Raw genomic sequence first — 12,732 nt, forward strand, 5'->3', positions numbered from 1 at the left:
GGCGAGGGGTTAGCCTCCGCCGAGTTTGCTGAGCAGGTGCAGGCTGCCGTCCGGATTGGCCATGTAGACGCCCTGGCCAGGCAGCGCGTCGAGATTTCCGTTGAGGCCCGGGAGCATGCGCGGCGCATCGAACCAGGGCACCGTCTGCACCGGACCCGGCATGTAGCTGACCCAGTGCCCGGGTCCATCGGGAGGCATGCCCGGAACGCCGAACACGTGGATGCCGAAGACCACCGGCACCATCGCATAACGCTCGGCCGCTGCCTGCCCGGCCGGCAGCGGCTTGAACAACCAGCGTTGCGCCGCACGTTCGGCCGCCCGGCCGAGCAGCTTGCGGTAGCGCGCCATCTGCCAGCGGTTGCCGAGGTAGCGCAGGTCGACCTGCCGGGTGGCCACGTCCTGCACGTGTCCCTGCGCATCGATGCGTAACACCAGATAGACCGTGCCGGCCACCTGCGAGGCTATGGCCTGGGGCGGATACTCCGGTGCGATGTTGCGGATGCGGCTACCGCTGCCATCGCCGGATGCGCCGAAGTGCACACCATCGATCGACAACACGTAGTCGCTCTTGCCACCGGGCTGCGCTATCACCCGCAGGCTCATCCGCGAATGCGCCGGCACCGCGTGACCGTCACGCAGCACCGGCTGGAAACGCCAGCGGGCGATGTTGCGGTCGATCACATCGACCACCGGAGCGGGCAGCCGGGCGGCATCATCCAGCGTGTGATCGACGACCCTGCCGTCACTGCCGACGGTGAGCGAACCCAGCACGAGCATGCTCGCCTGTGGTCGCTGCGTCGCCGTCGACCTCGCCACGGGCGCCACGGCCAGGCACAGGCCCGCGAGCAGCAGGCCTGCGATGAACGGTTTGCTCAGGATCCGGCGCATACCCACCTCCTTGTCTCCACGCCAACAGTCCAAGCTGCGCGCAGCGCAGCGTCACCGCCGCCGGAACTGTGCCCGCACCTGCGGCCGGCCCAGCCGCCAGATCAGCCAGACCACCAGCACGATGGCTACCGCGTCGAACCCCAATGACAGATGCACCGTGCGTGCCTGCCCGGCGAGCAGCGCCGGCGTGTCGGGCAGGTCGTGCGGCGTGTTGCTCCAGGCATGCCAACGGTGCAACAGCATCGCGCCGCTGGCGAACAGACCCAGTGCGAGCAAGCCCAGCGCAACGCGCAGCACGGGACGCGACCAGCCCTGGCGCAGGATGCCGGCGGCACAGAGCACCACCAGCGCCGCCGCCGCGACGAAATAGCCGAGATCCCACGCCAGCATGCCATGCAACATGGTCCGGGCCTCGTCTGCCAGCGCCGGCTGGGTCAGCACGCGCCAGACCCGGCGGGCATGCACACCGTATTGCAGCGCACCGAACGCCGACAGCATCAGCACCAGCCACAGGCCGATACGCCAGAACGCAAAGCCCCGCCCCGGATCGCGCATGCGGTCCATCAGGCGCGCCCCCTCGAAGCGGGACGGGCGGGCGAAGCGGACGACGTGCGCATGGCTGGATTCCTCCGGAACAGACCGCGCAGTGTATCCCCCCCAACGCACAAGGGCGCCACGAGGGCGCCCCTGGCGAAGCTCGCGGCCAGGCCAGCCGCGCAGCGACGGCTTACTCCCGGGTGATGGTGAACTTGCCCACCGAGATGCCGAGGTTGACACCCTCGCCAGTACCGGCCAGCGCCAGCGAGGTGGTGCCCTTGGTCAGCACCTGGGCGGTGCCGCTCTTGACCACGCCGGCCTCGGCGCCCGCCTGGGCGTAGGAACCGAACACCTCGTCGATGCTGTGCACCTTGCTGATCTCGCCCTTGCCGTTGTCGACGTGGTACTTGCCGGCGGTCAGGCCACCGCCGACCACCGTGATCTTCACGTGGGCCGACTGCCCGTTGTCGCAGGTGACCATGCCCGCACCCTCGGCGTGCTTGTAGAGGATCGACCAGCCGGAGAGGCTGTAGGTGAGGTCACACTTGACGCTGGCTTCGGCGGCCTGGGCGCCGATGGCGCCCATCGCGCCAGCCGTGGCCAGCAGAAGGGCGGCGAGAGCGTGATTGCGCTTGATCATGGTGATCTCCTGTTGATGTCTGGAAGAACGCCCTGTCGGGGGCCCCGGCCGCGGCGGGCCTCGTTTGGGTCGTCGCCGGGCCGCGGTGGGTTGGCAGGATCGGGACGCCGGCGTGATGGAGGCGTGCAGCCGAAGCGAGCGTTCAGTGATCCGCCGATGGGGCCGTGGATGCAGCTACGCTGTCGTTCATGTTCCGGGCGACGCCCCCAGTCACGAAAGCACACGGAGCCGCGCCATGCCGTCCCGTATCGAGCCCACCGCTCCGCCGCGACCAACCCTCGCCCAGGGCCGCGAGATCCTGCGACGCACGATCCACGGCTTCGCCCACGACGAACTCGGTACGCGGGCCGCTGCGCTGGCGTTCTATTCGGCGCTGTCGTTCGCGCCGCTGCTGGTGTTGCTGCTGTGGATCGCCGCATCGCTGCGACCGGAATGGCAGCAGCAGCTGACCGCCTCGCTGCAGCAGCTGGTCGGCCCGCGCGCCTCCGACGCGGTGACCCTGGTGCTGGCCAATGCCCGCGAGCGGCCCACGGTAGGCAGTTGGGCCGGGCTGATCGGCCTGGGGGTGACCCTGGCCGGTGCTTCGGCCGTGTTCGCCCAGTTGCAGGGCGCGATCAACCGGGTCTGGAACCTGGCGCCCCGACCGGGTGGGGCGATCAAGGACTGGCTGCGCGCGCGCATGATGGCCCTGGGACTGCTGCTGTCGCTGGCGTTCCTGATGGTGGTGTCGTTCGCCGCCAGCGCGCTGATCGCCGTGTTCGTCCGCGGCGACTCGCTGGTCTGGCAGGCCCTGGAGACGCTGATTTCCCTCACCCTGTTCAGCGCGCTGTTCGCGGCGATCTTCAAGGTACTGCCGGACGCGCAGATCGCCTGGCCCGACGCCCTGGTGGGCGCAGCGCTGACCGCGGTGCTGTTCGCAGTGGGCAAGTTCGGCATTGGCGTCTATCTCTCCCGCAGCGACGTCGGGGGTGCGTACGGACCGGCCGGCGGCGTCGTGGTGTTGCTGGTATGGGTCTACTACTCGGCACTGATCCTGCTGCTGGGGGCGGAGCTCACCCAGGCGGTCGCGGAGGTGCGCGGCCACCCGATCGTGCCCCGGGCCCACGCGGTTCGGCGTCATCGACGTCCCGAGACGCCCTGAGCACGCCCGCTGCACCCTCCGCTCACGGTGCGACCGGAAGACTTTGCATTCCGATCTGGTCACGCATGAGGAGTTCGCCATGCCAACGATTCATCGCCTGCTGCTTTCGGTGCTCGCCGGCAGCCTGCTCTCCGGGATCTCGCCCGTGCACGCACAGGATCATCACCATCACGAGGGCCGTCACCAGGTCTGCGAGAACGTCCGGGTGAAGAACACGCCGAAAGACCGGCACCAGATCGCCGGCACGGCGATCGGCGCAGTGGCCGGCGGCCTGCTCGGCCATCAGGTCGGCGGCGGCAAGGGCAAGACCCTGGCCACGATCGGCGGCGCGGTGGCCGGCGGCTACGCCGGCAAGAAGGTGCAGGAGCATCATCAGGACGAACATGCCGGCACGCACATCGAGCGGCGCTGCCACTGGGTCGATCACCGCTGAGCGATCCGGATCTCTGCCACGCGGCGACCGTGGCATGATCGGACTGTCGTCCACGGCAAGTCGCGGAGGTGTCCGGATGTTCAAGTACTCGCTGGTCGGCTATGACGGCTCGGACACATCCAAGCGCGCATTCGAGCTGGCCATGGCGGTGGCGCGCGCATTCGACGGGCGCGTGCGCGTGGTGTCGGTGCTGCAGGTCACCGAGGCCGGCGCCGATGCCTGCGCGCTGATGATGGCCGACTCGGGCATGGCGAGAGCGCGCGAGTTGCTGGACGAGCTGAAGACCTTGCAGCCCGACGCCGAGGCGCTGGTCGACCTGGAACTTGCCCATGGCAGCCCGGGAGACGTGCTGATCGGCCAGCTGGAGCAGCACGGCTGCGACCACATCGTGATCGGGCACACCGAGCGCGGTGCGCTCGCGCGCTGGCTGCTCGGCTCGGTTTCCGGGGACGTGCTCGCGCGCGCCCACGTACCCGTTACGGTCGTGCGCTAGGCATCATCGCCGCCGGGCCGCCGGAAGGGTTCCCCGCGGCCGTTCCGCCGCCACGTCGGGGTCACAGGGCAACCTCGCGTGGGCCGGGGTCGGCAGGGGTTAATTCCAGCGGCCGTTCCACGCCGTATGCTTGGCGTCATCGATCTGTCATGCGGCGCACCCCGGTGCCCGCGGCCCCGGCAAGGAATCCTCCATTGAGCTACACCCAATCGCTTCCCTGGACGCTGGAGAGCATCGACTTCAGCCGCATCGACAAGGCCCGCGTCCGCCATGACGAAGACCTGTTCTTCCTGCTGTGCAGTGCTTCGTTCGTCGAGAGCGGCTCGGACCTGTACACCCACAACCTGGTCGACCATTTCGCTGGCGACCAGGAACTGCAGACCTGGCTCAGCCAGCACTGGGAACACGAGGAGCTGCAGCACGGCCGCGCGCTGGCCGCGTACGTGCGGGCCGTGTGGCCGGAGTTCGACTGGGACGCCGGCTTCAAGGCGTTCTGGGACGAGTACGGCGCGATGTGCACCAGCGAGCAGCTCGAATCCTCGCGCGGACTGGAGCTGGCGGCCCGCTGCGTGGTCGAGACCGGCACCGCCAGCCTCTACCGGGCACTCAACGACCTCACCGACGAGCCGGTGCTCAAGCAGCTCACCAACCACATCAAGAGCGACGAAGTGCGCCACTACAAGCACTTCTACCAGCACTACCGGCAGTACCGCGAACGCGAGGGCTTCGGTCGCTACCAGGTGTTCCGCGCGATCCTGCGCCGGGTCAACGAGATCAAGAGCGAGGACGGCGACGTCGCCATGCGCCACGTCTTCAACCGCTGCTACCCGCACCACGCGGGCAATGATGCGGAATTCCGGCGCATCAACACCCGCGCGCAGGGCCGCCTGAAACGCAACATCCCGGCCGAGATGACCGTGAAGATGCTGCTCAAGCCGCTGGATTTTCCGGCACGCCTGCAGAACGCGCTGGAGAAGCCCCTGGCCAAGTTGGCCGAGAAGCTTTTCCTGCACTGAGGTCGACGCGCCGGGCGACGATCAGGGCTTGGACGGCTGAACGGTCGCGCTGTCGCGCGGCTTCTCCTCCACGGGGCGACGCTCCACCTCGGCTTGCTTCAGCTTGGTCACGTCCACCGGGCGAATGCGGGTGATGGTGCAGGGGATGCCGCTGCGCCCAGCTTGCACCCTGTCGATGCCGAAGCCGCCGCGCCCGGTCAGCACCTTGTCGAACCCGACGCTGACCCGGTGCAGGTTGGAGGTCAAGCCGATCGTATTGGTGAACGGCAGGTCGATGCAGCCGGGCACGTCGAGCAGCCAGGCCTGCTTGGGACGGGCGTAGACCACCACCCGGTCGGTACCCAGCGGCTCCCACGACCACAGCGAGTTGTAGAAGAGAAAACTGTTCTGCGCCGGACCGGCCGCTGCCTCGTAGTCGGCCCGCCGCTGCTGGTCGCTGGGGCGACCGGACAGGCTCGCGCATGCGCCCAGAGTCATTGGCAACGCGAGCCAGGCAAGGATTCGCAGGTGTTTCATCGCCGTTCTCCTCTCTCGTCCATGATGCTTCTGCCGAAGTCACGCGTTGCTAACGCACCAGCGGCTTCGGAGTTTACTTTCTCTTCTTCTCCAGCGGCAGCCACTTGGCCGGATCGAAGCCGCCGACCTCGTACACCAGCTCTTCGCTGCGATCGTTGTCCTTATGGGTGACCTTGAGAGTGATCTTCTTCGCCTTCTTCAGCATGGCGATGAAGGCGCTGTCGTCCTTGATCATCAGCGCCGGCTCGCCCGAGGGCGGGGCGAACGCCTTGATGCCGACCGGCTTGCCGTCGAAGGTGGCCGGCAGCGTGCAGGTGCCCTTGCAGACGAAGCCCTTGCCGCTGCCGAACAGGAACGCGCTCTGCCCCCACTCGGTATGCCGGCGCAGCACCATGCGCACCTTGTCGCCCACCGCCGGCTCGCTGTTGTAGATCACCGCGGTGGACTGCGTGCCGCCGGCCATCGGTGCGACCTGGTACAGCCACAGGCCGGCCAGGCGGTTCTTCTCCGCATTCTCGTGGTAGCGCTTGGCGATCTCCGGCAGGGTCTGCTGCACCTCCTTCGCCGCGGCGCTGCCGGGGTAGTCGTGCACGATCTGCTCGCCGAAGGTGGTGGCCATCTCGTCGTTGTGGATGCGCACCAGCTGGCGGTAGGTGTCCAGGTCCCGCTGCGCCGCCTGGTCGATGGCCGGCGCCTTGTTCGCCGCCGGCGCCGCGGCGTTGCCACCGCCCTGCTGCGAGCAGCCCGCGGCCAGCAGGGCCAGGCCGAGGATGGAAAGCGAAGGGCGCAGGAAACCGGCAGTCATGGAATGCATCCGCGTGGCAGGACAGATCCCTAGAGTGGAACGAGCCACGCCGCGCGCGCAACCGCAGCGGCTTGGCCGCGACCGCCGTCGCCCCGATAATCGCCGCTCCCGCCTGGACTCCCCATGCCCGACTCCCCTGCCCCCGCCGGCGACGCGCTGTTCCGGCACCGCGCCTTCGTCGCGTTCTGGTTCGCCCGCATCGCCTCGGGCTTCGGTTTCCAGATGCTCTCGGTCGCCGTGGGCTGGCAGATCTACGCGATCACCGGCCGCGCGCTGGACCTGGGCCTGATCGGCCTGGCGCAGTTCATTCCCTCGGTGCTGCTGGCGCTGCCGGCCGGCCACGTCGCCGACCAGTTCGAGCGCCGCCGCATCGTACTGCTCGGGCAGCTGGTGGAGTTCGTGGCGATCGCCCTGCTGGCCGGGCTCACCCTCACCGGCGGCGTGCACGAGGCGACGATCCTCGCGCTGGTGTTCGCGATCGGCGTGGCCAAGGCGTTCGAGTTCCCGGCGATGCAGTCGATGCTGCCAGCGCTGGTGCCGGCGCCGATCCTGCCGCGGGCGATGGCGATGAGCGCCTCGGCCGGGCAGGCGGCGATGATCATGGGCCCGGCGCTGGGCGGCTTCCTCTACGTGGCGGGGCCGGGCGTGGTCTACGTGGTCGCCGGCGCGCTGTACCTGGTCGCCGCCGGCCTGATGGCCTGGCTGCGCTACGAGCGCACGCCGCCGCGGCGCGAACCGGCCACGCTGAAGACCGTGTTCGCCGGGGTGCACTTCATCCGCCAGCGCCCGGACGTGCTCGGCGTGATCTCGCTGGACCTGTTCGCCGTGCTGCTGGGCGGTGCCACCGCGCTGCTGCCGATCTTCGCCCGGGACATCCTGCACACCGGCCCCTGGGGCCTGGGCCTGCTCCGCGCGGCCCCAGCGGTGGGCGCGCTGCTGATGTCGCTGTGGCTGGCGCGCCACACCATGCAGCAGCGCGTCGGCATGACCATGTTCGCCTCGGTGGCCGGCTTTGGCCTGGCCACCCTGGTATTCGCAGTCTCGACCACACTGTGGCTGTCGCTGGCCGCGCTGTTCGCGCTGGGCGCGTTCGACATGGTCAGCATGGTGATCCGCGGCGCGCTGGTGCAGCTGGACACCCCTGACGACATGCGCGGCCGGGTCAGCGCGGTAAACGCGATCTTCATCAACACCTCCAACCAGCTGGGCGAGTTCGAGTCGGGCATGCTGGCGGCCTGGGTCGGCGCCGTGCCGGCGACCCTGATCGGAGGCCTCGGCACCCTGGTCGTGGTGGCGCTGTGGATGGCCTGGTTTCCCTCGCTGCGACGCCGCGAGCAACTGCAAGAACCTGCGTAGCGCGCGCCGGCCATCGGCAGTGGCGTGCACGCGGCGGGGGCGGCTAGCATCGGGGGGATGAACCGATCCCACCTGCCCCTGACCTCGCTCGCCGCCGCCTGCCTGCTGGCCGCCGCGCCCTTCCACGTATCCGCCACCGATGCGGGAGCCGCCACGCCACGCATCGAGGTGAGCTTCGCCGCGGGCGCGCACGCGCAGCCGGTTACCGGCCGCGTCTACGTGGCGGTCAGCCGCGATGACAAGGCGCCGCCGATCGAGGAAGCCGACATCACCGGCGTACCGCTGTTCGGGCATGACGTCACCGGCCTTGAGCCCGGTCATTTCGCGACCATCGATGTAAACGATTACGGCGCTCCGCTCGCCAGCCTGCGCGACCTGCCCGCCGGCGACTACTGGATGCAGCCGTTCGTCAACGTCTACACCGAGTTCAGGCGCGCCGACGGGCACACGCTGTGGATGCACATGGACCAGTGGGAAGGCCAGGACTGGAAGCACTCACCGGGCAACCTCTACGGCAAGCCGGTGAAGGTGCACTACGACCCCGCGGCGGCAACACCGATCCGGCTGGTCGCCGACCAGGTGATCGGGCCGATCCCGTTTCCGAAGGACAGCGAGTACGTCAGGCGCTTCCGCATACAGAGCAAGCTGCTGACGAAATTCTGGGGCCACCCGATCTACCTCGGCGCCACCGTGCTGCTGCCCAAGGGCTATGGCGAGCACCCGAACGTGCGCTACCCGGTGGTCTACGACCAGGGCCACTTCTCCACCGATGCGCCGTTCGGTTTCGAGCGCAGGGATTCGAAGATGCGCGCGTTCTGGCTGGACGATGCGAAGAAGCCGCGGGTGATCGTGGTGACGCTGCAGCACCCCTCGCCGTTCTACGACGATTCCTACGCGGTCAACTCGCCCAACGAAGGTCCGTTCGACGACGCGATCCACCAGGAGCTGTACCCGGAGATCGCGCGCCGCTTCCGCACCATCGAGCAGCCCTGGGCACGCATGCTCACCGGTGGCTCCACCGGTGGCTGGATCGCCGTGGCACAGCAGCTGTTCCATCCACGCTTCTATGGCGGCACCTATGCGATGTGCCCCGATCCGCTGGATTTCCGCCACCACGAGGTGGTGAACATCTACGACGACGCCAACGCGTATTACGTGGACAAGGGCTGGATGAAGGTCGAGCGCGTGGACACCCGCCAGCCCGACGGCAACGTCGACGCGATGATGAAGGACGAGAACCACTACGAACTGGCGGTGGGCGACCACTCGCGCTCCGGCGGCCAGTGGGACATCTGGGAGGCGGCCTGGGGGCCGATCGGTGCCGACGGCTATCCGCAACGGCTCTGGAACAAGCGCACCGGCGTGATCGACCACCAGGTGGCCGAGTACTGGAAGCAGCACTTCGACCTGCGTTACCTGCTGCAGACCCACTGGGCCACGCTGGGCCCGCTGGTCACCGGCAAGCTGCACCTCTACGTAGGCGATGCGGACACCTTCAACCTCAACATGGGCGTGCGTGCGATGGACGCGTTCCTCAAGACCGCAACGAACCCGCGCTTCGCCGGGTCCATCACCTACCAGCCGATGGCACCGCATTGCTGGGGGCCGAGCGGCGAGGCGTTGTACGACCTGATGACCGGCTACATGCGCCAGCACGCGCCGAAGACTTCCACCGACTGGATCTACTGATTCCCTGCGACCGGGCGCCCCGCGCGGGGCACCCGGCGATACCGCGGCGGCAGCCTGGTCGCCGCGCCTGCACGAGCCGCCGCAGCGGGCAAGGAGACCCCGTATCGGCCGCCCTCCCGGATCCATGGCCCGCATGACGACACTGCTCCGCTCCCGCCTCACTTGCGCCCTGCCGCTTGCACTGGCCTCGATCGCCCCCGCCGCCGGTGCCGCGGTCAATCCGCACGGCCGTACCTGGGCCAATCCGATGGACGTGGACTACCGCTACAACTTCGAGCAGATGAACCAGGGCATCTCCTACCGCACCGGCGCCGACCCCGCGGTGGTGCGCTACGGCGATGCGTACTACCTGTTCCAGACCCTGGCCGACGGCTACTGGCACTCCACCGACCTGGTGCACTGGAATTTCGTCACACCCGACAAGTGGCCGTTCGACAGCGAAGTGGCGCCGGCCACCCTGGTCGCCGGCGCCAAGCTGTTCCTGATGCGCTCGACCACCGACCCGGAACCGCTGCTCTACTCCACCGACCCGGCGCATGGGCACTGGAAGTTCTGGACCCGGCTGATGCCGCCGCTGCCGAACGCGGTGAGCTCTTCCACCGAATACAGGATCAAGCCCGGCCAGCTGCCGCCCGGACCATGGGATCCGGGCCTGTTCCAGGACAACGACGGCAAGGTCTACATGTACTGGGGTTCGTCCAACGTCTATCCGATGTACGGGCAGCAGATCGACCTCAAGCTCGGCGACGAGACCGAAGGCGAAGGCAAGCGGCTGGCCTGGCTCGGCGCGGCGAAATCGCTGCTGCGGCTGCACCCGGACCAGCACGGCTGGGAGCGCTTCGGCCGCGACCACACCGACGAGACCACCAAGCCCTTCATCGAAGGTGCGTGGATGAACCGCCACGGCGACCGCTACTACCTGCAGTACGCCGCACCCGGCACCGAGTACAACGCCTACGCCACCGGCGTTTACACCAGCGATCATCCCTTGGGACCCTTCACCTACGCGCCATACAACCCGGTCGGCTACAAGCCGGGCGGTTTCGTGCAGGGCGCCGGCCACGGTTCCACCTTCGAGGATGCCTACGGCAACGTGTGGAACACCGGCACCAACTGGATCGGCCTGAACTGGAATTTCGAGCGGCGCATCGATCTCTACCCGGCCGGCTTCCACGACGACGGCCAGATGTGGGTGGACACCCGCTTCGGCGATTTCCCGCAGCGCATGCCCGACCACAAGCTCAAGCCCGGCGAGAGCACCTTCACCGGCTGGATGCTGCTGTCCTGGCACAAGCACGCCACCGCGTCCTCGCAGGTGCCCGGCCATGGGCCGGGCCAGGTCACCGACGAGAATCCGCGCAGCTTCTGGCTGGCCGCCGCCAACACCCCCGGCCAGACCCTGACGCTGGATCTCGGCGGCCCACGCACGGTGGACGCGATCCAGGTCAGCTACGCCGACTACCAGTCCGACCGCTACGGCGACGCGCCCGACCTGGTCACCCAGTTCGTACTGGAGGGCTCGAGCGACGGCAGCCACTGGCAGACCCTGGCCGACCTCTCGCACGAGACGCGCGACCACGCCAACGCCTACGTCGAACTCGACGCTCCCGCCCGCATCCGCTACGTGCGCTACGTGCATCGGCACGTCGGTGCGAGGCACCTGGCGATCTCCGACCTGCGCGTGTTCGGCCACGAGGACGGTCCGCCGCCGCCGGCGCCGGTACTGGTCTCGGCCACCCGCGACAAGGACCCCCGCAATGCCACCATCACCTGGAAGCCGGTGCCCGGCGCGGTGGGCTACAACGTGCGCTGGGGCCTGCGCGCCGATCGCCTGCACGAGACCTACCAGCGCTTCGCCGACCAGCCGACCACCCTGCAGCTGCGCGCGCTGAGCAAGGGTGTGCGCTATGTGGTGGCGGTGGAGGCGTTCGATGAGCGGGGCGTGTCCACCCTGTCGCGCACGATCACGCTCGATCCGTGACCGTCAGCGACGGCCGCGCTTGCGGGATCGGGGACGATCGGCTCTGATCCCGGGGATGATCACCGTCCACCACCTCGAAAACTCGCGCTCGCAGCGCATCCTGTGGCTGCTGGAGGAACTCGGCCAGCCTTACGAGATCAAGCGCTACGCTCGCGACCGCAAGACCATGCTGGCACCACCCGAGCTGCGCGCCGTGCATCCTCTGGGCAAGTCGCCGGTCATCACCGACGACGAACTCGTCGTGGCCGAGTCCGGCGCCATCGTCGAGTACCTGGCCGACCGCTACGGCGACGGCCGGCTGCTGGCCGCCCCCGGCACGCCGGAGCGACGACGCCAGAGTTACTGGCTGCATTACGCCGAGGGCTCGGCGATGCCGCCGCTGCTGCTCAAGCTGGTGTTCCAGCGGATCGAAAAGGCACCGGCTCCGTTCTTCGCCCGGCCGATCGTCCGCGACGTGGCAACCAAGGCACAGCGAGGCTTCGTGGACCCGCAGGTCACCACGCACCTGGACTACATGGAGGGCGAGCTCGGCCAGGCAGCATGGTTCGGCGGCGAGACCTTCAGCGTCGCCGACATCCAGTTGAGCTTCCCACTGGAGGCCGCCGCCGCGCGCGGCGGACTCACCGCTGCACGCTGGCCTCGCCTGGCCGCCTTCCTCGAGCGCATCCACGCCATGCCGGCCTATCGGCGCGCCCTGGAGCGGGGCGGGGACTACCGGCTGGGCTGACATGCTGAACGGCGACCGGGCGGCGATTTGTCGCTTCGACACGCCGGTCACGCGATCGGGAGCACAGTAAGGGCTCTGCCGCCTACCGCGGCCCCGCGCTCGAGCTGCGCCCTTGAGGAGTCCAAGACCATGAGCCGAACCCGCGATATCGAACGCCACCTCAGCGACGCCGGCGACCGGGTGCGCCAGTACGCCAACGGTGCCGCCAGCACTGCACAGGACCTGGTCGAGCGCGGTCGCCGTGCCACCGGCCGCTTGGGTCGCCACGGCCACGACTACGGTCGCCAGATCACCCGCGCCGCCGAGGATTTCGCCGACGAGGCGAACTACCAGTACCGCCGCCTGCGCCGGCAGGTGAAGCGGCACCCTGCCGCCACCGTGGCCATCGTCGCCGGTACGGTCGGCGCCTTCCTGCTGCTGCGCAAGGCGTTCGCCAGCCACGACGAGGACTGATCGGCTCGCCCGCGACGTCGCTCCCCAAACAAAAAGCCCGCCGAAAGGCGGGCTTTT

The 12,732-nt window shown here is 68.7% G+C and carries 14 protein-coding genes; 9 read left to right on the forward strand and 5 right to left on the reverse strand.

The features are described from left to right. Positions 1 to 9 precede the first annotated feature (9 nt). The 3 genes from ATSB10_RS12105 to ATSB10_RS12115 all read right to left on the reverse strand — a co-directional run bounded on the left by ATSB10_RS12105 (position 10) and on the right by ATSB10_RS12115 (position 2,065). Positions 10 to 888, reverse strand: a complete 879-nt coding sequence (locus tag ATSB10_RS12105; protein ID WP_063673052.1) for an energy transducer TonB — start codon at positions 886 to 888, stop codon at positions 10 to 12. A 51-nt stretch (positions 889 to 939) separates the two neighbouring features. Continuing rightward, complete coding sequence (locus tag ATSB10_RS12110; RefSeq protein ID WP_157469224.1) at positions 940 to 1,452, reverse strand: hypothetical protein; 513 nt, start codon at positions 1,450 to 1,452, stop codon at positions 940 to 942. A 163-nt stretch (positions 1,453 to 1,615) separates the two neighbouring features. Further along, on the reverse strand, positions 1,616 to 2,065 hold the full coding sequence (locus tag ATSB10_RS12115; RefSeq protein ID WP_063673054.1) for a hypothetical protein: 450 nt from the start codon (positions 2,063 to 2,065) through the stop codon (positions 1,616 to 1,618). A 235-nt stretch (positions 2,066 to 2,300) separates the two neighbouring features. On the opposite strand from ATSB10_RS12115, the gene ATSB10_RS12120 reads away from it, so the two are divergent. From ATSB10_RS12120 to ATSB10_RS12135, 4 genes are all read left to right on the forward strand, one after another. After that, positions 2,301 to 3,206, forward strand: a complete 906-nt coding sequence (locus ATSB10_RS12120) for a YihY/virulence factor BrkB family protein (protein ID WP_063673055.1) — start codon at positions 2,301 to 2,303, stop codon at positions 3,204 to 3,206. 79 nt (positions 3,207 to 3,285) lie between these two features. Beyond that, positions 3,286 to 3,639 carry a glycine zipper 2TM domain-containing protein gene (locus ATSB10_RS12125; RefSeq protein ID WP_063674472.1) on the forward strand — a complete coding sequence of 118 codons (354 nt, stop codon included), beginning with the start codon at positions 3,286 to 3,288 and terminating at the stop codon, positions 3,637 to 3,639. A 76-nt stretch (positions 3,640 to 3,715) separates the two neighbouring features. After that, positions 3,716 to 4,132: a universal stress protein gene (locus ATSB10_RS12130; RefSeq protein ID WP_063673056.1), complete on the forward strand. Its 417-nt coding sequence runs from the start codon at positions 3,716 to 3,718 to the stop codon at positions 4,130 to 4,132. Positions 4,133 to 4,326: 194 nt separating this feature from the next. Beyond that, a complete protein-coding gene (locus ATSB10_RS12135) occupies positions 4,327 to 5,148 on the forward strand; it encodes a ferritin-like domain-containing protein (protein ID WP_063673057.1) in 822 nt (273 codons plus the stop codon). Positions 5,149 to 5,169: 21 nt separating this feature from the next. Here ATSB10_RS12135 and ATSB10_RS12140 read toward each other — a convergent pair whose 3' ends face one another. Together ATSB10_RS12140 and ATSB10_RS12145 are read right to left on the reverse strand one after the other, a co-directional pair. After that, positions 5,170 to 5,664, reverse strand: coding sequence for a DUF6491 family protein (locus ATSB10_RS12140; RefSeq protein ID WP_063673058.1), 495 nt, complete (start codon positions 5,662 to 5,664; stop codon positions 5,170 to 5,172). A gap of 73 nt (positions 5,665 to 5,737) precedes the next feature. Continuing rightward, entirely contained in the window at positions 5,738 to 6,469 is a 732-nt protein-coding gene (locus ATSB10_RS12145) for a hypothetical protein (protein ID WP_063673059.1), read from the reverse strand. A gap of 123 nt (positions 6,470 to 6,592) precedes the next feature. On the opposite strand from ATSB10_RS12145, the gene ATSB10_RS12150 reads away from it, so the two are divergent. The 5 genes from ATSB10_RS12150 to ATSB10_RS12170 all read left to right on the forward strand — a co-directional run bounded on the left by ATSB10_RS12150 (position 6,593) and on the right by ATSB10_RS12170 (position 12,675). After that, positions 6,593 to 7,825 carry an MFS transporter gene (locus ATSB10_RS12150; protein ID WP_063673060.1) on the forward strand — a complete coding sequence of 411 codons (1,233 nt, stop codon included), beginning with the start codon at positions 6,593 to 6,595 and terminating at the stop codon, positions 7,823 to 7,825. Positions 7,826 to 7,882: 57 nt separating this feature from the next. Further along, positions 7,883 to 9,514 (forward strand): alpha/beta hydrolase-fold protein, encoded by a 1,632-nt coding sequence (locus ATSB10_RS12155; RefSeq protein ID WP_063673061.1) that lies wholly within the window; start codon positions 7,883 to 7,885, stop codon positions 9,512 to 9,514. A gap of 133 nt (positions 9,515 to 9,647) precedes the next feature. Beyond that, positions 9,648 to 11,495, forward strand: a complete 1,848-nt coding sequence (locus tag ATSB10_RS12160; protein ID WP_236886417.1) for a family 43 glycosylhydrolase — start codon at positions 9,648 to 9,650, stop codon at positions 11,493 to 11,495. A 55-nt stretch (positions 11,496 to 11,550) separates the two neighbouring features. Next, positions 11,551 to 12,222 (forward strand): glutathione S-transferase family protein, encoded by a 672-nt coding sequence (locus ATSB10_RS12165; protein ID WP_063673062.1) that lies wholly within the window; start codon positions 11,551 to 11,553, stop codon positions 12,220 to 12,222. Between the two features lie 129 nt (positions 12,223 to 12,351). Continuing rightward, positions 12,352 to 12,675, forward strand: a complete 324-nt coding sequence (locus tag ATSB10_RS12170) for a hypothetical protein (protein WP_063673063.1) — start codon at positions 12,352 to 12,354, stop codon at positions 12,673 to 12,675. Positions 12,676 to 12,732 lie beyond the last annotated feature (57 nt).

The sequence above is a fragment of the Dyella thiooxydans genome (genome assembly GCF_001641285.1).
GTDB classification, from domain to species: Bacteria; Pseudomonadota; Gammaproteobacteria; order Xanthomonadales; family Rhodanobacteraceae; genus Dyella_A; species Dyella_A thiooxydans.

What these genes read in the sequence shown, in the direction of transcription:
- ATSB10_RS12105 (WP_063673052.1), bottom strand. Translation starts at nt 888, where the DNA reads ATGCGCCGGATCCTGAGCAAACCGTTCATCGCAGGCCTGCTGCTCGCG.
- ATSB10_RS12110 (WP_157469224.1), bottom strand. Translation starts at nt 1,452, where the DNA reads ATGGACCGCATGCGCGATCCGGGGCGGGGCTTTGCGTTCTGGCGTATC.
- ATSB10_RS12115 (WP_063673054.1), bottom strand. Translation starts at nt 2,065, where the DNA reads ATGATCAAGCGCAATCACGCTCTCGCCGCCCTTCTGCTGGCCACGGCT.
- ATSB10_RS12120 (WP_063673055.1), top strand. Translation starts at nt 2,301, where the DNA reads ATGCCGTCCCGTATCGAGCCCACCGCTCCGCCGCGACCAACCCTCGCC.
- ATSB10_RS12125 (WP_063674472.1), top strand. Translation starts at nt 3,286, where the DNA reads ATGCCAACGATTCATCGCCTGCTGCTTTCGGTGCTCGCCGGCAGCCTG.
- ATSB10_RS12130 (WP_063673056.1), top strand. Translation starts at nt 3,716, where the DNA reads ATGTTCAAGTACTCGCTGGTCGGCTATGACGGCTCGGACACATCCAAG.
- ATSB10_RS12140 (WP_063673058.1), bottom strand. Translation starts at nt 5,664, where the DNA reads ATGAAACACCTGCGAATCCTTGCCTGGCTCGCGTTGCCAATGACTCTG.
- ATSB10_RS12145 (WP_063673059.1), bottom strand. Translation starts at nt 6,469, where the DNA reads ATGACTGCCGGTTTCCTGCGCCCTTCGCTTTCCATCCTCGGCCTGGCC.
- ATSB10_RS12150 (WP_063673060.1), top strand. Translation starts at nt 6,593, where the DNA reads ATGCCCGACTCCCCTGCCCCCGCCGGCGACGCGCTGTTCCGGCACCGC.
- ATSB10_RS12155 (WP_063673061.1), top strand. Translation starts at nt 7,883, where the DNA reads ATGAACCGATCCCACCTGCCCCTGACCTCGCTCGCCGCCGCCTGCCTG.
- ATSB10_RS12160 (WP_236886417.1), top strand. Translation starts at nt 9,648, where the DNA reads ATGACGACACTGCTCCGCTCCCGCCTCACTTGCGCCCTGCCGCTTGCA.
- ATSB10_RS12165 (WP_063673062.1), top strand. Translation starts at nt 11,551, where the DNA reads ATGATCACCGTCCACCACCTCGAAAACTCGCGCTCGCAGCGCATCCTG.
- ATSB10_RS12170 (WP_063673063.1), top strand. Translation starts at nt 12,352, where the DNA reads ATGAGCCGAACCCGCGATATCGAACGCCACCTCAGCGACGCCGGCGAC.